The sequence below is a fragment of the Oxalicibacterium sp. genome (assembly GCF_057353965.1).
Window position 1 is genome coordinate 464,608 of the sequence record NZ_JBMQZD010000001.1, and the last position, 24,450, is coordinate 489,057.

General features: G+C 59.7%; 22 protein-coding genes. 15 read left to right on the forward strand and 7 right to left on the reverse strand.

Annotated elements, in window-relative coordinates:
* Positions 1 to 11: 11 nt before the first annotated feature.
* The 4 genes from ACO1VH_RS02345 to ACO1VH_RS02360 are packed head-to-tail and all read right to left on the reverse strand — an operon-like array spanning position 12 to position 5,586.
* Entirely contained in the window at positions 12 to 1,631 is a 1,620-nt protein-coding gene (locus tag ACO1VH_RS02345) for an ABC transporter ATP-binding protein (protein WP_486242149.1), read from the reverse strand.
* Positions 1,628 to 2,698, reverse strand: a complete 1,071-nt coding sequence (locus ACO1VH_RS02350) for an ABC transporter permease (RefSeq protein ID WP_486242151.1) — start codon at positions 2,696 to 2,698, stop codon at positions 1,628 to 1,630. Before ACO1VH_RS02350 ends, ACO1VH_RS02345 begins: the two co-directional genes overlap by 4 nt.
* On the reverse strand, positions 2,695 to 3,750 hold the full coding sequence (locus tag ACO1VH_RS02355; protein WP_486242153.1) for a microcin C ABC transporter permease YejB: 1,056 nt from the start codon (positions 3,748 to 3,750) through the stop codon (positions 2,695 to 2,697). Before ACO1VH_RS02355 ends, ACO1VH_RS02350 begins: the two co-directional genes overlap by 4 nt.
* Positions 3,751 to 3,786: 36 nt before the next feature.
* Positions 3,787 to 5,586, reverse strand: a complete 1,800-nt coding sequence (locus ACO1VH_RS02360) for an extracellular solute-binding protein (RefSeq protein WP_486242155.1) — start codon at positions 5,584 to 5,586, stop codon at positions 3,787 to 3,789.
* A gap of 174 nt (positions 5,587 to 5,760) precedes the next feature.
* Here ACO1VH_RS02360 and fabI point away from each other — a divergent pair, with 174 nt between their 5' ends.
* The 3 genes from fabI to ACO1VH_RS02375 all read left to right on the forward strand — a co-directional run bounded on the left by fabI (position 5,761) and on the right by ACO1VH_RS02375 (position 8,983).
* Complete coding sequence (fabI, locus tag ACO1VH_RS02365) at positions 5,761 to 6,546, forward strand: enoyl-ACP reductase FabI (protein WP_486242157.1); 786 nt, start codon at positions 5,761 to 5,763, stop codon at positions 6,544 to 6,546.
* 436 nt (positions 6,547 to 6,982) lie between these two features.
* Complete coding sequence (locus tag ACO1VH_RS02370) at positions 6,983 to 8,431, forward strand: DEAD/DEAH box helicase (protein ID WP_486242158.1); 1,449 nt, start codon at positions 6,983 to 6,985, stop codon at positions 8,429 to 8,431.
* Positions 8,432 to 8,611: 180 nt separating this feature from the next.
* The gene (locus ACO1VH_RS02375; RefSeq protein WP_486242159.1) at positions 8,612 to 8,983 is read left to right on the forward strand and encodes a YXWGXW repeat-containing protein; all 372 of its coding nucleotides are present in this window, start codon (positions 8,612 to 8,614) and stop codon (positions 8,981 to 8,983) included.
* Between the two features lie 37 nt (positions 8,984 to 9,020).
* Here ACO1VH_RS02375 and ACO1VH_RS02380 read toward each other — a convergent pair whose 3' ends face one another.
* Complete coding sequence (locus ACO1VH_RS02380) at positions 9,021 to 9,905, reverse strand: LysR family transcriptional regulator (protein WP_486242161.1); 885 nt, start codon at positions 9,903 to 9,905, stop codon at positions 9,021 to 9,023.
* A 129-nt stretch (positions 9,906 to 10,034) separates the two neighbouring features.
* Here ACO1VH_RS02380 and fdxA point away from each other — a divergent pair, with 129 nt between their 5' ends.
* The 5 genes from fdxA to ACO1VH_RS02405 all read left to right on the forward strand — a co-directional run bounded on the left by fdxA (position 10,035) and on the right by ACO1VH_RS02405 (position 14,343).
* Positions 10,035 to 10,364: a ferredoxin FdxA gene (fdxA, locus tag ACO1VH_RS02385; RefSeq protein WP_486242162.1), complete on the forward strand. Its 330-nt coding sequence runs from the start codon at positions 10,035 to 10,037 to the stop codon at positions 10,362 to 10,364.
* A gap of 9 nt (positions 10,365 to 10,373) precedes the next feature.
* Positions 10,374 to 10,697: a DUF3861 domain-containing protein gene (locus tag ACO1VH_RS02390; RefSeq protein WP_486242164.1), complete on the forward strand. Its 324-nt coding sequence runs from the start codon at positions 10,374 to 10,376 to the stop codon at positions 10,695 to 10,697.
* Positions 10,698 to 10,729: 32 nt separating this feature from the next.
* Positions 10,730 to 11,569: a DODA-type extradiol aromatic ring-opening family dioxygenase gene (locus tag ACO1VH_RS02395; protein ID WP_486242165.1), complete on the forward strand. Its 840-nt coding sequence runs from the start codon at positions 10,730 to 10,732 to the stop codon at positions 11,567 to 11,569.
* 594 nt (positions 11,570 to 12,163) lie between these two features.
* Positions 12,164 to 13,828, forward strand: a complete 1,665-nt coding sequence (leuA, locus tag ACO1VH_RS02400) for a 2-isopropylmalate synthase (RefSeq protein WP_486242166.1) — start codon at positions 12,164 to 12,166, stop codon at positions 13,826 to 13,828.
* A gap of 140 nt (positions 13,829 to 13,968) precedes the next feature.
* Complete coding sequence (locus ACO1VH_RS02405) at positions 13,969 to 14,343, forward strand: hypothetical protein (protein WP_486242167.1); 375 nt, start codon at positions 13,969 to 13,971, stop codon at positions 14,341 to 14,343.
* 190 nt (positions 14,344 to 14,533) lie between these two features.
* Here ACO1VH_RS02405 and egtB read toward each other — a convergent pair whose 3' ends face one another.
* Positions 14,534 to 15,748 (reverse strand): ergothioneine biosynthesis protein EgtB, encoded by a 1,215-nt coding sequence (gene egtB, locus ACO1VH_RS02410; RefSeq protein ID WP_486242168.1) that lies wholly within the window; start codon positions 15,746 to 15,748, stop codon positions 14,534 to 14,536.
* Between the two features lie 95 nt (positions 15,749 to 15,843).
* Positions 15,844 to 16,785: an L-histidine N(alpha)-methyltransferase gene (egtD, locus tag ACO1VH_RS02415; RefSeq protein ID WP_486242169.1), complete on the reverse strand. Its 942-nt coding sequence runs from the start codon at positions 16,783 to 16,785 to the stop codon at positions 15,844 to 15,846.
* Positions 16,786 to 17,115: 330 nt separating this feature from the next.
* Here egtD and ACO1VH_RS02420 point away from each other — a divergent pair, with 330 nt between their 5' ends.
* The 7 genes from ACO1VH_RS02420 (at position 17,116) to ACO1VH_RS02450 (ending at position 24,397) form a co-directional block, all read left to right on the forward strand.
* A complete protein-coding gene (locus tag ACO1VH_RS02420; protein ID WP_486242170.1) occupies positions 17,116 to 18,903 on the forward strand; it encodes an ABC transporter transmembrane domain-containing protein in 1,788 nt (595 codons plus the stop codon).
* Between the two features lie 109 nt (positions 18,904 to 19,012).
* On the forward strand, positions 19,013 to 19,987 hold the full coding sequence (locus ACO1VH_RS02425; RefSeq protein WP_486242172.1) for a thymidylate synthase: 975 nt from the start codon (positions 19,013 to 19,015) through the stop codon (positions 19,985 to 19,987).
* 13 nt (positions 19,988 to 20,000) lie between these two features.
* Positions 20,001 to 20,486: a dihydrofolate reductase gene (locus ACO1VH_RS02430; protein WP_486242174.1), complete on the forward strand. Its 486-nt coding sequence runs from the start codon at positions 20,001 to 20,003 to the stop codon at positions 20,484 to 20,486.
* 185 nt (positions 20,487 to 20,671) lie between these two features.
* Positions 20,672 to 22,927 (forward strand): Orn/Lys/Arg family decarboxylase, encoded by a 2,256-nt coding sequence (locus tag ACO1VH_RS02435; RefSeq protein WP_486242175.1) that lies wholly within the window; start codon positions 20,672 to 20,674, stop codon positions 22,925 to 22,927.
* Positions 22,928 to 22,960: 33 nt separating this feature from the next.
* A complete protein-coding gene (locus ACO1VH_RS02440; protein WP_486242177.1) occupies positions 22,961 to 23,395 on the forward strand; it encodes a VOC family protein in 435 nt (144 codons plus the stop codon).
* A gap of 74 nt (positions 23,396 to 23,469) precedes the next feature.
* On the forward strand, positions 23,470 to 23,859 hold the full coding sequence (locus tag ACO1VH_RS02445) for a DUF488 domain-containing protein (RefSeq protein WP_486242179.1): 390 nt from the start codon (positions 23,470 to 23,472) through the stop codon (positions 23,857 to 23,859).
* A gap of 76 nt (positions 23,860 to 23,935) precedes the next feature.
* On the forward strand, positions 23,936 to 24,397 hold the full coding sequence (locus ACO1VH_RS02450; protein WP_486242180.1) for a PliI family lysozyme inhibitor of I-type lysozyme: 462 nt from the start codon (positions 23,936 to 23,938) through the stop codon (positions 24,395 to 24,397).
* Positions 24,398 to 24,450: the final 53 nt, after the last annotated feature.

Here is a 24,450-nt window from a genome sequence, read left to right on the forward strand (position 1 = left end):
CCGACAATTGACTAGGCTGCAGCAGCTTCTCCGGCATCCGCGTAGACGGCCGCTGCCAGCAATCGCTGCGTATAGGTTTCGCGCGGATCCGTCAACACTTCCATCGCCGCACCGCTTTCCACCACGCGACCATCCTTCATCACCATTACGCGATGCGCCATCGCGCGCATCACCGCCAGATCGTGGCTGATGAAAATATAGGCGATGCCGTATTTGCGTTGCAGGTCCGCCAGCAGCATCAAAATCTGCTGCTGCACCGAAACATCCAGAGCAGACGTCGGCTCATCCAGCAGCACCAGCTCGGGCTTCAGTACCAGCACGCGGGCGATCGCGATGCGCTGGCGCTGCCCGCCGGAAAATTCATGCGGATAGCGCGACATCATCGCCGGCGACAGCCCGACTTCCGTCAGCACATCCGCCACTGCGCGTCGAACGCCTTCCTTGTCCAATTGCGGCTGGTGCAGCGCCAGACCTTCGCCGACGATCTGCTCGATCGTGCGACGCGGCGACAGCGAAGCAAACGGGTCCTGGAACACGATCTGCATGCGCGCCCGCAGCGGCCGCAATTCGCGATTGGGCAATCGGCCGATATCGCGGCCGTCGAAATCGACTTCGCCGCTCACGCGTGCCTGTGACAGGCGCAGCAAGGCAAGACCTAGCGTCGACTTGCCGGAGCCCGATTCGCCAACAATGCCCAGCGTTTCGCCGCGCTTCACCGCCATCGTCACATCATCGACGGCAACGAAAGGCTCGCGCTTGAACCAGCCTTTCTTGATATCGAAAGTGCAGCGCAGATGTTCGCCGCGCAGCAATGAAGACTTGTCGGAAACCGCATCAGGGGTCACCTTGGGGGCCGTGTCATCGACCAGGCGATGCGGCTGGCTCGCCAGCAATTTCTTCGTATAGGCTTCGCACGGCTGTGCGAACAGTTCGGCGGTCGGTGCAGTTTCCACCATCCTTCCCTTTTCCATCACGCCGACACGATCGGCGAAATGGCGGACCAGATTCAGATCGTGCGTGATCATCAGCACTGCCATGTTTTCCTCGCGCTGCAGGCGGTTCAGCAATTCGATGATCTGCACCTTGATCGTCACGTCCAGCGCCGTGGTCGGCTCGTCGGCGATCAGCAGCTTGGGCCGGCAGGCCAGCGCCATCGCGATCATCGCGCGCTGCCGCTGCCCGCCCGACAATTCATGCGGGTACGACAGCGCGCGCCGCTGCGGTTCCGGAATACCCGTCTTGTCCAGCAGTTCCACGGCACGCAATGCCGCCGCTTTCGCGCTCAAGCCTTCGTGCAACATCAGTACTTCGGCGATCTGGTTGCCGATCGTGAACAGCGGATTCAGCGCCGTCATCGGCTCCTGGAAGATCATCGCGACATCCTTGCCGCGCACTGCGCGCATCGCCGCTTCGCTGCGCTTGAGCAAATCGTCGCCTTCGAACAGGATGTTGCCGTCGTAGGCTGCGTCCTGATTCAGTCGCAGGATGGACAGCGCGGTCACCGTCTTGCCGGACCCCGATTCGCCGACCAGCGCGAATTTCTCGCCGGCTGCGATCGAAAAACTCACGTTGTCGACCACCTTCGTACCGTCGAAGGCCACCGTCAGGTTGCGTACGTCGAGCAGGCTCATGCGCGCCTCCGCACGTCCAGCGCGTTGCGCAAGGCATCGCCGATGTTTGTCAGCAGCAACAGCATCACCGTCAGCACGGCGAACGTGGAAACGGCGATCCACCACGCATCGAGATTGTTCTTGCCCTGCGCCAGCAGTTCGCCGAGGCTGGCGGTGCCGGGCGGCACGCCGAGGCCGAGAAAATCGAGACTGGTCAGCGACAGGATGGCCGCGCTCATGCGGAACGGCAGAAAGGTAACGACCGGTGTCAGGCTGTTCGGCAGCACATGGCGCCAGATGATCTGCCGGTTCGACAAACCCAGCGCGCGCGCCGCCTGCACGTATTCCAGGTTGCGGTTGCGCAGGAAATCGGCGCGCACGTAATCGGACAAGCCCATCCAGCCAAACAACGACAGCAGGATCAGCAACAACCCGATGCTGGGCTGGAAGATCGATGCAAAGATGATCAGCAGATATAGTTCCGGCATCGAACCCCAGATTTCCATGAAACGCTGAAAAAACAAGTCAGTGCGTCCGGCGAAGTAGCCCTGGATCGCGCCGGTGACAATGCCAAGCAGCACGCCGGTCACCGTCAGCGCCAATCCGAACAATACCGATACGCGAAAACCGTACAGCAGGCGTGCCACTACGTCGCGGCCGCGATCGTCGGTGCCCAGCCAGTTCTCCGCCGACGGCGGCGCGGGGTTCGGCGATTTGGCGAAATAGTTCAGCGTATCGTAGTGATAATGATTGAGCGGATAGATGGCCCAGTTGCCGTTCTTCTCAAATTGTTTCTGGATGAATGGGTCAAGATAGTCGGCCGGCGTTTCGAAATCGCCGCCGAACTTCTTCTCCGAATAATCGTGGAAAACCGGAAACACGATCTCGCCGTCGTAGCGCGCAACCAGCGGCCTGTCGTTCGATACCAGTTCGGCGAACAGGCTGATGAAAAACAGCACGCAGAAAATGACCAGGCTCCAGTAGCCGCGCCGATTGCGACGAAAACGCAGCCAGACACGCCGCCCCGGCGAAATCGCAGCATTCGAGATTGCGGCCTCTGGAACCATTGCAGTGGAAACGTCGCTCATCGATTCAGGCTTTCGAACTGCAGGCGCGGATCGGCCCATACGTAGCAGAGATCGCCAATCAGCTTGACCACCAGGCCGATCAGCGTGAACAGATACAGCGTACCCATCACGACCGGATAGTCGCGGCGGATCACCGACTCATACGACAGCAGGCCGAGTCCGTCCAGCGAGAACAAGGTCTCGATCAGCAGGCTGCCGGCGAAGAAGGCGCCGATGAAGGCGGCCGGAAAACCTGTCACCAGCGGAATCAGTGCATTGCGGAACACGTGCTTGTACAGCACCGTGCGCTCACTCAAACCCTTGGCGCGCGCGGTCAGCACGTACTGCTTGCGAATCTCTTCGAGGAAGGTGTTCTTCGTCAGCATCGTCATCACCGCGAACGAACCGGCAACCGAAGCCGTGACCGGCAGCGCGATGTGCCACAGGTAATCGAGCACCTTGCCGACCAGCGACAGTTGCTCCCAGTCGTCGGACGTCAGCCCGCGCAGTGGGAACCACTGAACGAAACTGCCGCCGCCGAATACCACCAGCAGGAACACGCCGAGAATGAAGCCGGGAATCGAATAGCCGATCAGCACGATCATGCTGGTGATCGCATCGAAGCGGCTGCCTTCGCGCACCGCTTTCGCGATACCCAGCGGCAGCGAGATGAAATAAGTCAGGAAGAAAGTCCACATACCGATCGTGATCGATACCGGCAGCTTGGAAACGACCAGCTGCCAGACGTCCATGTGGTGGTAGAAGCTTTGCCCCAGATCGAATGTCGCGAAGCCTTTCAGCATTTGCCAGAAGCGTTCGCTGGCCGGTTTGTCGAACCCGTACAGCGCCTTGATCTCCGCCACGCGCTCGGCATCGATCCCTTGTCGTCCACGGTATTGCGAACCGCCACCGCTGGCTTCGCCGGCTGCGCCCGCATGCTTCAGTTCGGTCAACGCCTGTTCCACCGGCCCGCCCGGCACGAACTGGATCACCGCAAACGTGATCGCCACCACGCCGAACAGCGTCGGCAGCATCAGCAGCACGCGTTTCAGGATGTAGGACCAGATATTCATCGCATCTCCTTCATCTTTCCTACGTTATATTCCTACTCATCGCGGCGCGCGCTGCCACCACGTACTGATCACGTACGGGTCGGCACGGTAATACAGCGGCAGCCGCTCCGGCATGCCGAAGCGGTTCCAGTAGGCGATGCGGTGCGTCGATGAATACCAGTGCGGAATGACGATGTACTTGTTCAGCAGCACGCGATCCAGCGCACGCGCGGCCGCCGTCAACTGCCGGCGCGTATCGGCTTTCACCAGCGTCGCCACCAGACTGTCGACTGCCAGGTCCTTCAGCCCCCACACATTGCTCGATCCCTTTTCGTCTGCTGCCTTGGACCCGAACATGTCGAACATCTCGTTGCCCGGACTGTTGATGTCCGGGAAGCGAATGCTGGTCATGTCGAAATCGAAGTCGTCCATCCGCTGCTGGATCAGCGCATAGTCGGCCGTACGCTGCGTGACCTGGATTCCCAGCTTTTGCAAATTACGTGCATAGACGCTGATGATGCGCGACATCGCGCTCTGGTCGTCGAGAATCTCGAAAGTGAAGGGTTCACCCTTCGCATTGCGCAACGCGCCATCGCGATACGTCCATCCGGCCTGGCGGAACAGTTCGACCGCCTCCAGCAGATTGGAGCGTAGCGAATGCGGCGGTGCCGTCGTCGGCGGTATCGGCGCCGGACCGAACACGGCAGGATCGAGCTTGCCGCGCAACGGTTCCAGCAATGCCAGTTCGTCGGCAGACGGCAGGCCGGTCGCTGCCATCGGACTGTTGTTGAAGAACGAATAGATGCGCGTATACGAATCGAAGAACAGCTGGCGGTTCAGCCATTCGAAATCCAGCGCCAATCCCAATGCGCGGCGCACGCGCACGTCCTGGAATTGCGGACGGCGCAGGTTCATCACGAAGCCCTGCATGCCGGCAGTGTTTTCATGCACGAATTCGCGCTTGACGATGCGGCCCTGGTCGAACGGCTTGCCGCGATAGCTGCGCGTCCAGTTCTTCGCACTGTATTCGACGACGACATCGAATTCACCGGCCTTGAATGCCTCCAGCCGCGCCAGATCGTCCTTGTAGAAACGATAGTGAATACGTTCGAAATTGAACATGCCCTTCCGGACCGGCAGATCCTTCGCCCAGTAATCTGGATTGAGCTTGTACGTGATCGCGCGGCCGGTATCGTAGCGATCAATCAGATAGGGACCGCTCGCGATCGGCGGCGTCAGCTGGATTTTGTCGAAATCGGTGCCTTGCGCCCACTTGCGCGAAAACACCGGTACGTCGCCGACCAGCAACGGCAATTCGTGGTTGCGCGACTTGAAGTCGAAGCGCACCGTGCGTTCATCAATGACCACGCACCCCTTCACTTCCGCATAGATGACCTTGAATTGCGGCGCGCCTTTCGACATCAGCGTATCGAACGAATACTTGACGTCTGCCGCCAGCACCGGATCGCCATTGTTGAAACGCGCTTTCGGATTCAGGTGAAAAGTCATCGACAAGCGATCCGGCGCCAGCGTCATGTCGTCGGCCAGCAGACCGTACATCGTCGCGATCTCGTCGGCCGAACCGGTCGCCAGCGATTCGAACATCAGGTTGGAGACGCCGGCCGCCGCCACACCCTTCAGCGAAAACGGATTGAACTTGTCGAAGCTGGTGCGCCGGTCCGGATTGGCCAGATACAGGTCGCCGCCCTTGGGCGCATCGGGATTGACGTAATCGAAATGCGTGAAGCCGGCCGGATATTTTGGCGTGTCGTACAGTGAAAATGCCTGGGCGGCGAAGACGTCGCCACCACGGGCGAACAGGAAGACCAGCAGAAAGGTGATGAAGGACTTGGCCATGCGCCGCTTTATCAGGATGCTTGAAGTGCTGCGATGAAGTTACCGCCGGCTATTCTACAGAAACGTCTGCTCCCGTGGCCGCCGGGCAAAGGTTGCTGATGCGCGCGTCAGCCCCTACAATCCTGTCCATTCCGCCGCAGCCGCGGCACAACCGACACAACACTGGAGTCGCTCATGGCGTTCTTGCAAGGCAAAAAAATCCTCATCACCGGCGTACTGTCGAACCGGTCCATCGCATACGGCATCGCCGCCGCCTGCAAGCGCGAAGGTGCTGAACTGGCGTTCACCTATGTCGGCGAACGCTTCAAGGACCGCATCGCCGAATTCGCCAAGGAGTTCGACAGCGAACTGATCTTCGAATGCGACGTCGGCAGCGACGAGCAGATCAATGCGCTGTTCGCCGATCTCGGCAAGAAGTGGGACAAACTGGACGGCCTGGTACATGCCATCGGCTTCGCCCCGCGCGAAGCGATCGCCGGCGATTTCCTCGACGGCCTGTCGCGCGAAGGCTTCAAGATCGCCCATGACATTTCTGCCTACAGCTTCCCGGCAATGGCGAAAGCCGCGCTGCCGATGCTGAGCTCGAACGCCGCGCTGCTGACGCTGAGCTATCTCGGCTCGATCCGCGCGCTGCCGAACTACAACACGATGGGCCTCGCCAAGGCATCGCTGGAAGCCAGCGTGCGCTACATGGCCGAATCGCTCGGTCCGAAAGGCATCCGCGTCAACGGCGTATCGGCCGGCCCGATCAAGACGCTGGCCGCGTCCGGCATCAAGGACTTCGGCAAGATCCTGAACTTCGTCAAGGAAAATGCACCGCTGCGCCGCAATGTGACGATCGAGGACGTCGGCAATGCATCGGCCTTCCTGCTGTCCGATCTGGCTGGCGGCATCACCGGCGAGATTACCTATGTCGACGCCGGCTTCTCGCAAGTCGTGCCGGGCATGGGCGGCGAATAACATCGGTATCGCAATCAATGATGATGAAAAAACGGCATCTTCGGATGCCGTTTTTCTTTGCCGTTCCCCTGCGATGCAGGAATTGTAGGAATGTTTCCTTTCGCATATCGAATCGCCGCATCCGTGTGGATGTGCAACACGCCTCGACAGCAAACCGCCTCTGGGTGTAGAATGCTATCCATGCGTTGCAACAGGCAACGCATTTTTGCAGCATCGCGAACCGTTTAGCAGTAACGATAAAGCCCTCCCGCCTATCAGGTGTCGAATCCAGACACCGTCCCGGCGCAAAGCTTTTTGTGCCGGAATCTCTCCCAGATTTTTTCACGCTGTTTCGTTGGTTGGCGTTGCATTTTTGCGTACGCGATTTTCATGATAACGACCGCCATGTCGTTGGCTTTGTCACGAATGTTGCAGCGCTGATTTCACGAAAGAAGATATGACTTTTGAATCACTAGGCCTCCACCCGTCCATCCTCAAGGCATTGACCGAAGCCGGCTATACCGAGCCGACGCCGGTACAGGCGCAGGCCGTTCCGGCCGGCATCGAAGGCCGCGACATGATGGTCTCGTCGCAGACGGGTTCGGGCAAGACCGCCGCCTTCATGCTGCCGGCGCTGCACAAGATCGCCGTGCAGGCCGATGCGCAGCCACAAGGCGGCAAGACCCACAATCAGCAGATGCAATCGGCGCGTTCGCGCGGCGAACGTCCGCGCTTCCAGCCTGCCCAGCCGAAGATGCTGGTGCTGACGCCGACGCGCGAACTGGCGCTGCAGGTGACGACCGCAACCGAGAAATACGGCTCCTACATGCGCCGCGTGAAGGCCATCTCCATTCTCGGCGGCATGCCGTATCCGAAGCAGATGCAACTGCTGTCGCGCAATCCGGAAATCCTGGTGGCAACGCCGGGCCGTCTGATCGACCACATGGAATCGGGCAAGATCGACTTCTCCGAACTGCAAATCCTGGTGCTGGACGAAGCCGATCGCATGCTGGACATGGGGTTCGTCGACGACATCGAGAAGATCGTCGCCTCCACGCCGGAAAATCGCCAGACGATGCTGTTCTCCGCCACGCTGGACGGCATGGTCGGCAACATGGCCAAACGCATCACGAAGGATGCGCAGATCATCCAGATCGCCAGCTCCACCACCAAGAACGAAAACATCCAGCAGCGCGTGCATTTCGTCGATGATCTGTCGCACAAGAACCGTATGCTCGATCACCTGCTGCGCGATGAAACGCTGGATCAGGCCGTCGTCTTCACCGCCACCAAGCGCGATGCGGACAACATCGCCGATCGTCTGAACATTGCCGGCTTCGCTGCTGCTGCACTGCATGGCGACATGCATCAGGGCGCGCGCAACCGTACGCTGAACGGCCTGCGCCGCGGCCATATCCGCGTCCTGGTCGCAACCGACGTCGCCGCACGCGGCATCGACGTCCCGGGCGTGACGCATGTCGTCAACTACGATCTGCCGAAATTCCCGGAAGACTACGTGCACCGCATCGGCCGTACCGGCCGCGCCGGCCGCAAGGGCATCGCCGTCTCGCTGGTCAACCACGCAGAAGGCATGCACGTGAAGCGCATCGAGCGCTTCATCAAGCAGACGATTCCGGTCGAAGTCATCGAAGGTTTCGAGCCGAAGCGCAGCGCACCGCCGCGCTCCGGCCACAAACCGGGCTGGAAGCCGGGCGATGGCCGTGGCTACAAGGGCAACGGTAGCCAGCGTACGTTCTCCAAACCCGGTGCGCCGCGTCAAGGCGGCCAGCGCCAGGGCGACGGTTATCAAGGTCGCCGGGACGGCAACGGCGGCGGTGGTTTCCGCAACGGTCCGCGTCCGGATGGCAATACCGGCGCACCACGCCGTTCCTATGACGAACGTTGATCGTGTATTGATCGAACACCGATCTGCGCTTCTGTAAAAAACGGGCCCTGCAGGGCCCGTTTTTCATGGTGCTTGCCGATACGACTCCCCGGTAACAGATGTAAAGAAATGCTTCCTTTTTGGCAAAAACCGCTTGGTACGTCTATATTTCAGACGTTGCGTTCAACGAAAAGGCCATCCATGAAAACCTTGCTCGCTTCCTTATCCATTCTTGCTGCAGCAACCGTCATCGGCGCTACCGCCCTGCCGCTTCCTGCAGCCGCACAAGTCGGCGTCAGCATCAGTATCGGCACCGCACCGCCGCCGCTGCGATACGAACCGGTGCCACCGCCGCGCAACGGTTATGTCTGGGCGCCCGGCTACTGGGACTGGAACGGCCATACGCACATATGGGCGGCAGGTCATTGGGTACAGGCGCGTGTCGGCTATGACTATGAACCGGCGACCTGGTATCAGGACAACGGCCAGTGGCATCTGCGCAAAGGCAAATGGAAGCAAGGCAAGCACGGCTACCATTGCCCGCCGGGACAAGCCAAGAAAGGCAACTGCTGACGAATCCGTATTGGCAGGCCATCGACAACCGGCGCCTTCAGGCGCCGGTTGTCTTTTCCGCTATCCGGACAGCCAGATAATCGACAAAGGTGCGCACCTTGGCCGACAGATGCTTGCGGCTGGGGTACAAGGCATAGACGCCGATTTCCGGTGGCGGAAACTTTGGCAGCAACGGCTGCAGCCGTCCTGCCTGCAAATCGTCACCGACGATGAAATGCGGCTCACGAATGATGCCCGCACCGTCCAGCGCCGCGGCACGCAGCATTTCCCCGTTATTCACGCGCATCGGGCCGGTAATGCGCACGGCATGCCGTTTGCCGTCATCACCCTCCAGCACCCATTCGTCGCCTGTACTGGCATAGCTGTAGATGAGGCAGGCATGCTCGCGTAGCGCTTCCGGCGTTTGCGGCGTGCCGCGTCGTTGCAGATAGGACGGGGCCGCGCACAGTACCACGCGTTCGGTCGTCAGCTTGCGTGCGATCAATCCCGACTCCGGCACATAGCCGACGCGAATCGCCAGATCGTAGCCATCCTCCACCAAATCGGCCCGGCGATCCGACAGGGTCACATCCAGTTTCACATCCGGATAACGGTGCATGTAATCGTTCAGCAGCGGCGCAATGCGAATCCTGCCGAACGAGACCGGCATCGTCACCCGCAGCGTGCCACGCGGAATTGCCGTCAATTGCCCGGCAGCCTGCTCGGCTTCCTCCACGTCGGCAAGAATCTGCACGCAACGCTCGTAATAGGCACCGCCCGATTCCGTCAAACTCAACTTGCGTGTGGTGCGATTCAGCAGGCGCGTGCCAAGGTGATCTTCGAGATGGCCAACATATTTCGAGATGAGTGCCTTCGACAAATCCAGCCGTGCGCCGGCCGCCGTGAAACTCTCAGTTTCCACCACCGCGGCAAAGACACGCATGCAATTAAGAATGTCCATTGCGGACCTCAATTATCAACAATATGGAAACAATTTTTATCAATATAGCTTATTTATAAATACATTGAAGACATCTATGCTGCAAACATCAGAGAAAGAAAAATCGAACGCATGACCTTCGTCGTCACCGAACCCTGCATAGGCTGCAAGTACACCGACTGCGTCGCAGTCTGCCCGATGGATTGCTTCTTCGAAGGACCAAACTTCGTCGCCATCCATCCGGACGAATGCATCGATTGCTCGATGTGCGTGGCCGAATGTCCGGTCGGCGCCATCGTCGGCGACCGCGAGCTGTCGCCGGAACAGCACCGCTTTCTCGCCCTGAATCGCGAGTTGGTCGGCCAGCCTGGCTGGCAGAGGCTGACCGCACGCAAGCAACCGCTGCCCGACCATGCACAGTGGGCTGCCGTGACCGGCAAACTCGATGAACTGAAACGATAAGGAATCGTCATGAGCGCACATCAATACCGCATCACCCTCGATTACCTAGGCGGCAAGCATGCCGGCCCGGAAGCGCACGAGCCGGTCAGTTTCGAAGCTGGCAACCATGACGATCTGTTCGTCATCATCGAACGGGTGCGCGCCGCCGGCCTGACCGATGCCGACGAAGCGGCCGCCCTCGCCCTTGGCATGAAACTGTTCGGCGAAGTCATGCTGGCGCATCGCAAGGATCCGCTGTTCGCACCGCTGCAACCTGCCTTCCGCGAATTCATCAATACATTCAAACAGCGCGTTCAGAGCGGTAACGAAGGCCAGCCCGAATCCTTGCAATAAATACGCCCAGAACAAACCGGAGGACATGCACCATGACCGACACACGTCTGCCGACACTGTTCATTCCGCACGGCGGCGGCCCATGCTTCTTCATGGACTGGCCCGGCGATCCGCATATGTGGGATCGCATGGCTGCTTTCCTGCGCAGAACGGGTGAAACATTGCGGCCGCGCGCCATCCTGATTGTTTCCGGTCATTGGGAAGAAAAGGCCTTCACCGTCAATGTGCAGGCACAACCGCCGCTGCTGTACGACTACCACGGCTTTCCGCCGGAAACCTATACGCTGACTTATCCCGCGCCAGGCGCGCCGGCGCTGGCAGCACGCGTACAACAGCTGTTGACCGATGCCGGCCTGCCGACCGCCGCCGATACGCAGCGCGGCTGGGATCACGGCGTTTTCATTCCGCTGAAGGTCATGTATCCGGATGCGGATATTCCCGTCGTCCAGCTGTCGATGCAGCACGGCCTTGATCCACAGATGCATCTGCGCGCCGGTCAGGCATTGCAGGCGCTGCGAGACGAAGGCGTACTGATCATCGGCAGCGGCATGAGCTTCCACAACATGCGCGGCTTCACGCCAGCATTTCGCGAAGCGTCTGCACGCTTCGACGACTGGCTGGCGGAAATGGCTGACACCAACGAAACCGAGCGCAATGCCCTGCTGCAGAATTGGCAACAGGCACCGCATGCACGCGACGTGCAGCCGCATCCCGATCATCTGCTGCCGCTGATGGTCGCTGCTGGTGCGGCGGGCGCCGATCAGGGGCGGCGTATCTATCGCGATACGGTGATGAATGTCGTCGTATCCGCATTGGCATTCGGCACTTTCCCGCAGGAGCAGAAGCAGAAGCAGAAGCAGGCGGCGGCATAAATGAAATGCGTAGTGTTGTGCTGATTGTCATCAGGGCAACGCTCGCCCACACCTGTGGCGAATTCGCAATATCTGCTGCGATCCTCCCAAAACCCCGCGTCGCGTCGGCATTTTCCTTGACAATCACGGCACAACTCCCTAAAGTAGAATGTATGTTTTCCGCATCTTTCCTCTCCGCACTTCAGTTCGCCGGCATCCGCCAGGCAGAACTATCGCTGCGACTACTACGCCTACGTTAATCAGGCGTATCTCCGGCTGCGCGCTTCAAGCCTTCTCAGCCACCAGTTTCATCCCGTTGTTGTATAGTTTTCGTTTCGGCCCGTTTGCCGACAGATTTACCGGATTCTTTCCAGCCATGCCCGTCAAGCCCTTTTCAGTCATGCGCGTCAACTGCGATCCGAGCGCCGGAACGGCGATCTCGCGTATTCGCGTTCATTTCGCGCTGCTACTGCTACCGATCGGTTGCCTGACCTAGCGCAAGTGGCAGTCAGGCAGCCCCGTCGCCACGCCTGACATGTATCGCCCCATATATCAAGGAACGTCGCTAATCAGAACAAGACGTTCGCAGTAAAGAAAACAAAAGGAAAATTCATCATGATGCTCAAGAATCCGGAAACCAAATACCGCGCATTTCCCGTCGTCGGCCTCAAGGACCGCACCTGGCCGAACAACGTCATCGCCAAGCCGCCGATCTGGATGAGCACCGACCTGCGCGACGGCAACCAGGCACTGATCGACCCGATGGATTCGGCCAAGAAACTGCGCTTCTTCGAAATGCTGGTGAAGATCGGCGTCAAGGAAATCGAAGTAGCCTTTCCGTCCGCCTCGCAGACCGATTTCGATTTCTGCCGCAAGCTGATCGAGGAAAAACGCATCCCGGACGATGTCACGGTCGAAGTGTTGACGCAGGCACGTGAAGACCTGATCCGCCGCACCGTCGATTCCGTCGTCGGCGCACGCCGCGCGATCGTCCACATGTACAACGCCACCGCCCCTTCCTTCCGCAAGATCATGTTCAACATGAGCAAGGAAGAAGTGAAGGAACTGGCCGTCAAGGGCACCAAGCTGATCCGCGAACTGACCGACGCGCATCCAGAAACCGAATGGGTCTATCAGTATTCACCGGAAGCCTTCAGCATGACCGAACTGGATTTCGCGAAGGAAGTCGTCGACGCCGTCTCCGAAGCATGGGGCCCGACGCCGGAACGCAAGATGATCGTCAACCTGCCGGGCACCGTCGAAGCCAGCACGCCGAACGTCTACGCCGACCAAGTCGAATGGATGCATCGCAATATCGAACGCCGCGATTCCATCATCATCAGCCTGCATCCGCACAATGACCGCGGCTGCGCCGTGGCCGCCGCCGAACTCGGCGTGATGGCCGGTGCCGACCGCGTCGAAGGCTGCCTGTTCGGCAACGGCGAACGCACCGGCAACGTCGATCTCGTCACGCTCGCGCTGAACCTGTACACACAGGGCATCGATCCGGGCCTCGACTTTTCCGACATCGACGCAATCCGCCAGACCGTCGAGGAATGCAACCAGATTCCGGTGCATCCGCGCCATCCGTATGCAGGCGACTTGGTCTTCACCGCCTTCTCCGGTTCGCACCAGGACGCGATCAAGAAAGGTTTCGCCAAGCAGAAAGCCGACGCAATCTGGGAAGTACCGTATCTGCCGGTCGATCCGGCCGATCTCGGCCGCAGCTACGACGCCGTCATCCGCGTCAACAGCCAGTCCGGCAAGGGCGGCATGGCCTACCTGCTCGAACAGGAATTCGGCCTCGTCTTGCCGCGCCGCCTGCAGATCGAATTCAGCCGCGTCGTGCAGCGTGTCACCGATGAAACCGGCCGCGAAGTTGTTGCCGGCGACATCCACAAGATCTTCAAGCAGGAATACGTGGATGCGATGACGCCTTACTTCTATCGCAGCCACAAGCTGGTCGATACGAACGGCAACATCGAGATCGAAGTGCAACTGGAGAAGGACGGCCAGCCGATGACCGTCAAGGGCAAGGGCAACGGCCCGATCGATGCCTTCGTTGATGCGCTCGGCCTGGACATCAAGTTCATGGATTTCCACGAACACGCGATCGGCTCCGGCGCCAACGCCAACGCCGCCAGCTACATCGAACTGCGCGTCAACAACGGCCCGACCCGCTTCGGCGTCGGCATCGACAGCAACATCGTCACCGCCTCGTTCCGCGCTGTACTGAGCGCCGTCAACCGCGACAGTGTGTTGAACACGAAAGCTGCCTGATACACAACGGGCAATATAAAAGCCGCTGGAATCCAGCGGCTTTTTTTATGCCTGAATGACGACAGTACCTGTGCAATCGCGTTGACGGGACCATTAGCCAGACTTACCATGAATCAACCCACGAAACCGCAGGCGGCATCATGTCCGACAAAACTCCCGAAGGCAGCAACATCCTCCCGTTCAAGCGCGTCGCCAAACCTGCCCCGCCGAAAGAAAGTGCCATCCCCGAACTGCGCGAACTGCTGGCTGTCTACGATCAGTTGATCGGTCTGCTGCGTGAAACCGACGACGACAGCCTGCACGCACTGACCGACAACCTCGTCAAACTGGTCGTGCATTGCCGTGACGCGATGAAGGACGGTACGAGCAACGATACTCTGTGGGAACTGATGAAGGAATTGCGGAAGGAGTTGCGGGAAATGCCGCAGACCTTGCGGTCATTGTTGCCGGGAATTGGGCCGCGCCTAGGGGAAAGTATTCAGCAGAAGTTGGGAATTCAATTTTCCCAATACTAGTCTGGGACCGACTATTCGGCACTTACAAAGACACTACCGAATCTCTGACAGATGTGAATTTCCAATGGAGGCAAACAAAGGTTAAGCGCAATGCTAGCCTTCAAGGACATCTACCGGGAAGATATATCGATCAAATAAAGGTTGAAGAGCAACGAGCCATTGATTACCAAAAGTAGTCGCAGATTGCTTTTTACTGCGCCAGCCGAATCCCCATCACCTGCCACCGCGCCGTCGCCGGAAAGAAATTCCGATAACTGATCCGCGCATGTCCCTCCGGCGTTGCACTGGACGAACCGCGCAGCACATACTGATTCGACATGAACTTGCCGTTGTATTCGCCGAGCGCACCGTCGGCCGTCCTGAATCCCGGATACGCGGCATAACTGCTGGACGTCCACTGCCAGCATACGCCGAACAACTGCTGCAATTCCTTTCCCCTACGCGCCGCATGTTCCCATTCCGCTTCAGTCGGCAGGCGCACACCAGCCCAGCGTGCATAAGCATCCGCTTCGAAGTACGAGATATGCGCGGCTGGCGCGTGAGGTTCCAACTCCCGCAAACCGTGCAGGCCGAATATTTTCCAACCGTCTGCATCACGCTGCCAATAGATCGGGCACGTCAGCCCTTCCCTGTTCACCCAATCCCATCCTTCCGACAGCCATAGTGACGGATCGCGATAACCGCCAGCTTCGATGAAGGCGAGATATTCGCCATTCGTGACGAGGCGCGATGCCAGTTGAAAACGTTCGACGAACTGGCGATGCCGCGGCAGTTCATTATCAAAACAGAAGCCGTCGCCGTCGTGGCCGATCTCGACGATGCCGGCATCGAACTTCAGCCATTGCAGCGGCGCGGCAGGCATATGTTCTCCCGGCTTTCCGGTCGCATAAGCAGGAAATAACGGATTGCATGAAAACAAATGCAACACGTCGGTCAGCATCAGTTCCTGGTGCTGCTGTTCATGTTGTAAACCGAGTTCGACGAGCATCGCCAGCTCTACGTACGTATCGCTTCCGGCATGCGACGCGAGCAATGCCTGCATGCGCGCATCGACATTGCGGCGATAGGCAATGACTTCCTTCAATGCCGGCCGCGTCAGCAAGCCACGCTTCGGCCGCGCATGCTTGTCGCCGACACCGTTGTAATAGGAATTGAAGAGCATGCGGAAGGCAGGGTGAAAAGGTTTGAAGTCGTGCTCGCAGCGTTCGAGCAGGAAGGTTTCGAAGAACCAGGTCGTATGCGCCAGATGCCATTTGATCGGACTGGCGTCCGGCATCGATTGCGCACAACAATCCTCCTCGGAAAGCGGTGCAGCCAGTTCCAGAGAATGCGCGCGCACCTGCGCAAAGCGGCGCGCGAGCGGATCGATCGTGTTGAGCGGAAGGCGGTCGGCTTGTGCGTTCATGTCAGCCCCTGATATGGCAAGTTGAACCTGCTTTTTTGATCGGTGGAACGGATTCGATCCGTTTCCGGTAAATGTGGTTCCTATAGTCGTTACGGTCAGGCCGCTCTGGCGTGGCAGACAAGGAACCAGCCGGCAGGATCGGTCCATGCGGCAACATCGCCGAACCCTGCCTGCCGCAGCATGGCGATGAAGTTCTCCCGCGTGTATTTATAACTGTTTTCGGTATGTATGCGTTCACCGCGCGCAAATTGGCGTTCACCGCCGCTCCAGGAAACAGTCTGGTCGATTTCCGATTCCAGATGCATTTCGATGCGGCTGCGCTCCATATTGAAGAAGCCGCGATGCCGCCATGCGCGCAGTTCGAAATCGGCGTCGAGAAGAACATTTAGGTGACGCAATATGTTCAGGTTGAAGGCAGCGGTAACGCCAAGTGCATCATCGTAGGCAAGATCGAGCACGCCTTTTTCCTTGACGAGATCCACACCGATCAAAATGCCGCCATTCGCTTTACCGCCGCTCGTGCACGCTGCACGCACGCGCTTCAGAAAAGCCAGCGCTTCATCCGGCGTGAAATTACCGATCGACGAACCGGGGTAGAAGAAAAGACGGTTGTCGTCGTTGACCGCATCCGGCAACGCCAGATCGGATGAAAAATCCATGCCGACACCGACCATATCGATCTGCGGAAACTGCATCTGCAGGCGATCCACTGCATCGCGCAGGAAATCGACCGAAATGTCGACCGGTGCATATTGCGACGGCTGCAACGATAAAAACAGTTTCGCTGCCTTCGCGCAATTGCCGGCACCAAGATCGATCAGCGTGGCACCGCGGCCGACCGAAGCGGCGATCGCTTCGGCGTGCTCGGCAAAGATGCCAGTTTCGGTGCGTGTCGGGTAATACTCGGGAAGTTCGCAGATCGCTTCAAACAGTTTGGAGCCGAGCGCATCGTACAGATACTTGGGCGAGACGTTCGCGTGTTCCGCGTTGAGCCCTGCTTTTAATTCATCGCGGATATCGCGTTGTGGTGCGGTCATGCATTGGATGAACCGTGTCAATGATTTCTCCCGTTTTGAATGGTGCCGAAAATCGTGCCGCTCGGCTGATCGTTCATTATTGCGGACTGCTGCTGACAACTACCGTCAGCAAGGCTGTCTGGCTGATACGTAATCAATACGTATAACAGACGGAAAAAGTTACATGCAATGCAGGATCATCGAATCGCGATTGGTGCTACTCTACTCTGCTTCGCGCCCCGGCGTTCGTATCCGATACGATAGAGACAAGGCAGCGCGCTTTGCGTTCGCGTTTCGTGCCACATTTTATTGGTGCCTTGCGTTAAATTACGTACAGAATCAAGCAATTACATGAGTTCCACCATCACGAGTACTCCTCGCAAGGGCAGCCTCGCCACGCTGCGCGGTCTGTCGCGCTTTCTGGTTCCGTATCGCAAACAGTTCGTGCTGGCCGGCATTGCACTGGTCGTCGCCGCAGCGGCAACACTGGCGATCCCGTATGCATTCCGGCAGATGATCGATCTCGGCTTCGGCGCGGCCGGCGTGCAGAGCACGTCGCACATCAACACGTATTTCATTGCGCTGTTCGCTACCGCCTGCGTGCTGGGCGTGGCGACCGCCGGCCGCTACTACATGGTGTCGTGGCTCGGCGAGCGCGTGACCGCGGACATCCGCGATGCCGTCTATGCGCACGTTGTCACGCAAAGTCCGCAATTCTTCGAAACCACGCAGAGCGGCGAAGTGCTGTCGCGCCTGACCACCGATACCACGCTGATCCAGACGCTGGTCGGCACCAGCATCTCGATGGCCTTGCGCAACATGCTGCTGTTCCTCGGCGGCCTCGTGATGCTGTTCGTCACCAGCGTCAAGCTGACCTCCATCATCTTGCTGATGCTGATCGCCGTGGTGCTACCCATCGTCTGGTTCGGCCGCCGTGTGCGTTCACTGTCGCGCGATTCGCAGGACCGTGTGGCCGATGCGTCGGCGCTGGCCGGCGAAATTCTGAACGCGATGCCGACCGTGCAGGCGTTCACGCATGAACGCATCGAGGCCGAGCGCTTCGGTTTTACCGTCGAGGAAGCCTTCCGTACCGCCGTGCGCCGCATCCGCGCACGTGCCTTGCTGACTGTCGTTGCGATCCTGCTGGTGTTCGGCGCGATCGTGTTCGTATTGTGGCTGGGCGCGCATGCGGTGATCGACGGCACGATGAGCGGCGGCCAGCTCGGCCAGTTCATCCTGTATTCGGCGCTAGTGGCCGGTTCCATCGGCGCGCTGTCCGAAGTCAGCGGCGATGCACAGCGCGCCGCCGGCGCGGCCGAACGCCTGCTGGAACTGCTGGCGGCGCAATCGCCGATCGTGCCGCCGGCACAACCGACACCGCTGCCGCCGCGCCGTGCCAACGGCGCTTCGCTAATCTTGGACGGCGTGACTTTCTGCTATCCGTCACGTCCCGGCACGCCGTCACTGTCGGATCTGTCGCTGACCATCGCCGCCGGCGAAACAGTCGCCATCGTCGGCCCGTCCGGCGCGGGCAAGACCTCGCTGTTCCAGCTGCTGCTGCGCTTCTACGATCCGCAGCGAGGCTCGATCGCGCTGGACGGCGTGGATATCCGCGAGCTGGATCTGCACGACCTGCGCGACACCATCGGCATCGTGCCGCAGGATACGGTGATCTTCTCCGCCAACGCGATGGAAAACATCCGCTACGGCCGCCCGGATGCCAGCGACGAAGAAGTCACCATTGCCGCCAAGCTGGCCGCCGCGCACGAATTCATCGAACGCCTGCCGGAAGGCTATCTGTCATTCCTTGGCGAGCGCGGCGTGCGCTTGTCCGGCGGACAGCGCCAGCGCATCGCCATCGCACGCGCATTGCTGAAGAACCCTCCGCTGCTGTTGCTGGACGAAGCCACCAGCGCGCTGGATGCCGAATCCGAACGACTGGTGCAAGGCGCGCTGGAAGCCGCCATGGTCGGTCGCACGACGCTGGTCATCGCGCACCGCCTGGCGACAGTGCAACGCGCCGATCGCATCATCGTGATGGAACACGGCCGCATCGTCGAAACCGGCACGCATGCGTCGCTGGTCGCGCAGGGCGGACTATATGCCGGACTGGCTGCCCTGCAGTTCGGCCACCCCTGAGCGCGAACCCGAACGCCGCCTGCCCTCGCGTTAAAATAGCGTTTTTCCCAATGCCCGCGCGCAGCCTTTTTCGGTTTTTCGGCTGCCCGCCCACTCGAACGGACCATGCATGAAACAGTATCTTGACCTGGTACGCACGGTACTCGATACCGGCACATGGCAGGACAACCGCACCGGCATCCGCACCATCAGCATTCCTGGCGCGATGCTGCGCTTCGATCTGCAGAAGGACGGCTTTCCGGCCGTCACGACCAAGCGCCTCGCCTTCAAATCCGTCATCGGCGAACTGGTCGGCTTCCTGCGCGCATCGCGTAGCGCCGCAGACTTCCGCGCGCTCGGCTGCAAGGTCTGGGACCAGAACGCCAACGAAAACGTCGAATGGCTGGCCAATCCATACCGGCTGGAAGAAGACGATCTCGGTCCGGTATATGGCGTGCAGTGGCGCGCGTGGCCAGCCTACAAGCTGATCGAGGCCGACAAGAAGGCGCAAATCGTGCATGCGCAGGAACGCGGCTTCCGCGTCGTCGGCGTCGTCAAGGATCAGGGCGTGGACAAGGTGCTGCTGTACAAGGCGATCGACCAGTTGCGCGATTGTCTAGACACCATCATCAAGAATCCGCAGAGCCGCCGCATCCTGTTCCACGGCTGGAATTGCGCCGATCTGGATGCGATCGCACTGCCGGCATGCCATCTGCTGTATCAGTTCCTGCCGAACGTAGCAACCAGGGAAATCTCACTGTGTCTGTACATCCGCAGCAACGATCTCGGCCTCGGCACGCCATTCAACCTGGCCGAAGGCGCGGCGCTGCTGCATCTGGTCGGTCGCCTCACCGGCTACAAGCCGAAATGGTTCACCTACTTCATCGGCGACGCGCACATCTACGAAAATCATCTGGACATGCTGAACGAGCAGATGCAGCGCGATCCGTATCCGGCGCCGCAACTGAAAATTTCGGACCGCATTCCCGATTACGCCGTCACCGGCAAATACGAACCCGAGTGGCTGGAACAGATCGAGCCTTCCGATTTCTCGCTGGAGGATTACCAGCATCATGCGCCGCTGACCGCGCCGATGGCCGTCTGAACGAAAGACCTTCATGTCCCAACTGACCCTCGTCGTCGCCGTCGACGCCAACAACGGCATCGGCATCAATAACCAGCTGCCATGGCATCTGCCGGAAGATCTCGCGCACTTCAAGCGCACCACGTCCGGCCGTCCGATCATCATGGGCCGCAAGACTTTCGATTCGATCGGCCGCCCGCTGCCGAACCGCCGCAACATCGTCATCACGCGCAATCCTGACTGGAAACATGACGGCGTGGAAGCCGTGACATCGATTGCAGCCGCCAAAGCGCTGGTCGGCGACGCGCCGGCCTTCATCATCGGTGGCGGCCAGATTTTCGCCGATACGCTGGCCGAGGCCGACCGCCTGATCGTCACCCATATCGACAAGAGCTTCGACTGCGACGCCTTCTTCCCCGCCATCGATCCAGCGCATTGGAAGGAAACCGCGCGTGAAAACCACCATTCGGACGCCAACGGTTTCGACTTTTCCTACGTGACCTACGACCGCGTCCGCTGACGGCGAATCGAGACCAAAGCGAAGCCGGGGCGAAACCAAAGCGTCACGATTCCGTCATATACAACACCGGCGGCATTTGCCGCCGCAAAACTGGCGTTTTCTCCACACAATTTCCGCATATCTGCGAAAATTCGCATCTTTCGGGCGGCCGTCGCCCGGCACGCGCCTTTCCAGCTGGAGACCTCATGAAATTTCGCTTCCCCATCGTCATCATCGACGAAGATTTCCGTTCCGAGAACACCTCCGGACTCGGCATCCGCGCGCTCGCCGACGCGATCGAGAAGGAAGGCATGGAAGTACTGGGCGTGACCAGCTACGGCGACCTGGCCCAGTTCGCGCAACAGCAATCGCGCGCTTCGGCCTTCATCCTGTCGATCGACGACGAGGAATTCGGCACCGGCTCCTATGAAGACACCGACTACGCGCTGAAATCGCTGCGTGCCTTCGTCGGCGAAATCCGCCACAAGAACGCCGACATTCCGATCTATCTGTACGGCGAAACGCGCACCTCGCGCGATATTCCGAACGACATCCTGCGCGAACTGCACGGCTTCATCCACATGTTCGAGGACACGCCGGAATTCGTCGCGCGCCACATCATCCGCGAAGCCAAGTCCTATATGGACAGCCTGTCGCCGCCGTTCTTCCGCGCGCTGGTCGAATACGCCAACGACGGTTCCTACTCGTGGCACTGCCCGGGCCATTCGGGCGGCGTCGCCTTCCTGAAATCGCCGATCGGCCAGATGTTCCACCAGTTCTTCGGCGAAAACATGCTGCGCGCCGACGTCTGCAACGCGGTGGAAGAACTCGGCCAGTTGCTGGACCACACCGGCCCGGTCGCCGCGTCGGAACGCAATGCCGCGCGCATCTTCAATGCCGATCACTGCTACTTCGTGACGAACGGCACGTCGACGTCGAACAAGATGGTCTGGCACTCGACGGTCGCGCCGGGTGACATCGTCGTGGTCGACCGCAACTGCCACAAGTCCATCCTGCACTCGATCATCATGACCGGCGCGATTCCGGTGTTCCTGATGCCAACGCGTAATCACCTCGGCATCATCGGCCCGATTCCATTGAGCGAATTCTCGATGGAAAACATCCAGAAGAAGATCGAAGCCAACCCGTTCGCGCGCGAAGCGAAGAACAAGAAGCCGCGAATCCTGACGATCACGCAATCGACTTACGACGGCGTCGTCTACAACGTCGAGGTGCTGAAGGACATGCTGGACGGCAAGATCGACACGCTGCATTTCGATGAAGCATGGCTGCCGCACGCGACCTTCCACGACTTCTACAAGAACATGCACGCGATCGGCAAGGATCGTCCGCGCGCGAAGGAATCGCTGATCTTCTCCACGCAATCGACGCACAAGCTGCTGGCCGGCCTGTCGCAGGCATCGCAGATCCTGGTGCGCGAATCGGAGAAGGTGAAACTCGATCAGGACACCTTCAACGAAGCCTATCTGATGCACACGTCGACTTCGCCGCAGTACTCGATCATCGCCTCGTGCGACGTCGCCGCCGCGATGATGGAAGCGCCGGGTGGCACCGCGCTGGTCGAGGAAAGCATTCTCGAAGCGCTGGACTTCCGCCGCGCGATGCGCAAGGTTGAAGCAGAATGGGGCGACGACGACTGGTGGTTCAAGGTCTGGGGCCCGGACAATTTCGCCGACAACGGCATCGGCTCGCGCGAGGACTGGATGATCCGTGCAGAGGACGAATGGCACGGCTTCGGCAACCTGGCACCGGGCTTCAACATGCTGGACCCGATCAAGGCGACTATCGTCACGCCGGGTCTTTCGCTGGACGGCAAGTTCGGCGACACCGGCATCCCGGCATCCATCGTCACCAAGTATCTGGCCGAGCACGGCGTCATCGTCGAGAAGTGCGGCCTGTATTCGTTCTTCATCATGTTCACCATCGGCATCACCAAGGGCCGCTGGAATACGCTGCTGACCGCGCTGCAGCAATTCAAGGACGATTACGACAAGAACCAGCCGATGTGGCGCATCCTGCCGGAATTCGCACAGGCGAATCCGCGCTACGAGCGTGTCGGCCTGCGCGACCTGTGCCACATGATTCACGATTTCTACAAGGCCTACGACGTCGCACGCCTGACGACGGAGATGTATCTGTCCGACATGCAGCCGGCGATGAAGCCTTCCGATGCGTTCTCGAAGATGGCGCACCGCGAGATCGAACGTGTCGCAATCGACGATCTCGAAGGCCGCGTCACGTCCATCCTGCTGACGCCGTATCCGCCGGGCATTCCACTGCTGATCCCGGGCGAGCGCTTCAACAAGACCATCGTGGATTACCTGCGCTTCGCACGCGACTTCAACGAGAAGTTCCCCGGCTTCGAAACCGACGTCCACGGCCTGGTGACGCGCGAAGTGGACGGCAAGCGCGGCTACTTCGTCGATTGCGTCAAGCAGTAAAGCGACAGCCAGGGCAACGGTAAAAGCGCCGCCATGAAACCGCGCATCACCGTCATCACGTTGGGAGTCGATGATCTGGAACGCGCGGTCGCTTTCTATCGCGACGGTCTCGGCCTGCCGACGGACGGCATCGTCGGGACGGAATTCCCGCATGGCGCGGTCGCCTTCTTCGATCTGCAGGCCGGACTCAAACTGGCGCTGTGGCCGCGTGCCAGCATTGCGCACGACAGCGGACTCGCGCTCTCCCCTTCCTCGCCGATCGAATGCACGATCGGCCACAACGTCGCGTCGCAAGATGAAGTCGATGTCGTGATGGCGCAGGCCAAAGCAGCCGGTGCTGTCATCGTCAAACCCGCGCACGCCACGTTCTGGGGCGGCTATGCCGGCTACTTCCAGGACCCGGATCGCCATTTGTGGGAAGTGGTCTGGAATCCGCAATTCGACCTCAGTTCACCCGCCTGCGATTGAATTGCGGTAAGGTTAGCCACAGGGGCCATGCCCCATGATTTCTTTCCGAAAGCACGTATCGCCAAGGAGGCATCATGGTCGTACGCATCGTCAGACTGGGCAGCGCGCGCAGCAGCAACGAAGGACTGCGCATCGGCACCGTACGACGTCCGCCTCGCGGAATTCCCAAATCCGAATTCGCTGCGCAGAACTGGTACGACGTCTGGTTTCCCAATCTCTCGCCCTCGCCTGAAGCCGTCAAGCTCGCACATCAGGCAAAAACGGCGGCAGACTGGCGCGCCTTCTTCAACAAATATCGCGCCGAAATGGCAACGCCGGAAAACCAGCGCGCCATCGCGCTGCTGGCTGCGCTGTCGCACCAGACGGATTTCTCTGTCGGCTGCTATTGCGAAGACGAAAAGCATTGCCACCGTTCCGTATTGCGCTCATTGCTTGCGCGCCAGGGTGCGCGCATCGGCAGTTGAAAATACGGTTGAAAACACGATTGAAGGCAGCGTGAAACTGCGTTTGGTTTGCACTCTACAGAAAGGAACCAGATCGATGAACAGGATGCCGGCATTGCTGCTCTGTCTCGCCCTTTTCACCTCCGCCGCTACAGCCGCGTCGAACGACGACGAACGCATCGTCCGGCACGACGCTCTTCCGCCGACACAGGCGACGGTCGTCGTTGCCGAAGGCGATCTCGAACCGCGCAGCATCGGCAGCTACAGCGTGCGGCTTTATGCGAAAGGCGAACCGGGCTTTCCCTACGACAGTTTCGTCACCGGACTCGTGCGGCCGCGCGACGGCGGTATCGAGAAACTGCTGTTCGCCGATGTGGACGGCGACGGCAAGTCAGACATTGTCGTGACCGTGCGTGCAGCCGGCAGCGGCGGCTTCCTGTCGGCCGATGCCTTCCGCTTCGACGGCAAGACATTGACGCTGCTGTCGTCGGTCGCCGGTCTGGACGGCAGCGCCGATCCGGTCACTGCACTGAAAACCGCATTCAGGAATCGCCGCTGATTGACAGCCTGCGCAGCCAACAGGCCGGCGCGCAACAGCACTCGTCTCTTAAA

What these genes read in the sequence shown, in the direction of transcription:
- ACO1VH_RS02430 (WP_486242174.1), top strand. Translation starts at nt 20,001, where the DNA reads ATGTCCCAACTGACCCTCGTCGTCGCCGTCGACGCCAACAACGGCATC.
- fabI (WP_486242157.1), top strand. Translation starts at nt 5,761, where the DNA reads ATGGCGTTCTTGCAAGGCAAAAAAATCCTCATCACCGGCGTACTGTCG.
- ACO1VH_RS02445 (WP_486242179.1), top strand. Translation starts at nt 23,470, where the DNA reads ATGGTCGTACGCATCGTCAGACTGGGCAGCGCGCGCAGCAGCAACGAA.
- ACO1VH_RS02405 (WP_486242167.1), top strand. Translation starts at nt 13,969, where the DNA reads ATGTCCGACAAAACTCCCGAAGGCAGCAACATCCTCCCGTTCAAGCGC.
- egtD (WP_486242169.1), bottom strand. Translation starts at nt 16,785, where the DNA reads ATGACCGCACCACAACGCGATATCCGCGATGAATTAAAAGCAGGGCTC.
- ACO1VH_RS02380 (WP_486242161.1), bottom strand. Translation starts at nt 9,905, where the DNA reads ATGCGTGTCTTTGCCGCGGTGGTGGAAACTGAGAGTTTCACGGCGGCC.
- fdxA (WP_486242162.1), top strand. Translation starts at nt 10,035, where the DNA reads ATGACCTTCGTCGTCACCGAACCCTGCATAGGCTGCAAGTACACCGAC.
- ACO1VH_RS02350 (WP_486242151.1), bottom strand. Translation starts at nt 2,698, where the DNA reads ATGAGCGACGTTTCCACTGCAATGGTTCCAGAGGCCGCAATCTCGAAT.
- ACO1VH_RS02355 (WP_486242153.1), bottom strand. Translation starts at nt 3,750, where the DNA reads ATGAATATCTGGTCCTACATCCTGAAACGCGTGCTGCTGATGCTGCCG.
- ACO1VH_RS02450 (WP_486242180.1), top strand. Translation starts at nt 23,936, where the DNA reads ATGAACAGGATGCCGGCATTGCTGCTCTGTCTCGCCCTTTTCACCTCC.
- ACO1VH_RS02360 (WP_486242155.1), bottom strand. Translation starts at nt 5,586, where the DNA reads ATGGCCAAGTCCTTCATCACCTTTCTGCTGGTCTTCCTGTTCGCCCGT.
- ACO1VH_RS02435 (WP_486242175.1), top strand. Translation starts at nt 20,672, where the DNA reads ATGAAATTTCGCTTCCCCATCGTCATCATCGACGAAGATTTCCGTTCC.
- ACO1VH_RS02375 (WP_486242159.1), top strand. Translation starts at nt 8,612, where the DNA reads ATGAAAACCTTGCTCGCTTCCTTATCCATTCTTGCTGCAGCAACCGTC.
- ACO1VH_RS02395 (WP_486242165.1), top strand. Translation starts at nt 10,730, where the DNA reads ATGACCGACACACGTCTGCCGACACTGTTCATTCCGCACGGCGGCGGC.
- egtB (WP_486242168.1), bottom strand. Translation starts at nt 15,748, where the DNA reads ATGAACGCACAAGCCGACCGCCTTCCGCTCAACACGATCGATCCGCTC.
- leuA (WP_486242166.1), top strand. Translation starts at nt 12,164, where the DNA reads ATGATGCTCAAGAATCCGGAAACCAAATACCGCGCATTTCCCGTCGTC.
- ACO1VH_RS02425 (WP_486242172.1), top strand. Translation starts at nt 19,013, where the DNA reads ATGAAACAGTATCTTGACCTGGTACGCACGGTACTCGATACCGGCACA.
- ACO1VH_RS02390 (WP_486242164.1), top strand. Translation starts at nt 10,374, where the DNA reads ATGAGCGCACATCAATACCGCATCACCCTCGATTACCTAGGCGGCAAG.
- ACO1VH_RS02370 (WP_486242158.1), top strand. Translation starts at nt 6,983, where the DNA reads ATGACTTTTGAATCACTAGGCCTCCACCCGTCCATCCTCAAGGCATTG.
- ACO1VH_RS02345 (WP_486242149.1), bottom strand. Translation starts at nt 1,631, where the DNA reads ATGAGCCTGCTCGACGTACGCAACCTGACGGTGGCCTTCGACGGTACG.
- ACO1VH_RS02420 (WP_486242170.1), top strand. Translation starts at nt 17,116, where the DNA reads ATGAGTTCCACCATCACGAGTACTCCTCGCAAGGGCAGCCTCGCCACG.
- ACO1VH_RS02440 (WP_486242177.1), top strand. Translation starts at nt 22,961, where the DNA reads ATGAAACCGCGCATCACCGTCATCACGTTGGGAGTCGATGATCTGGAA.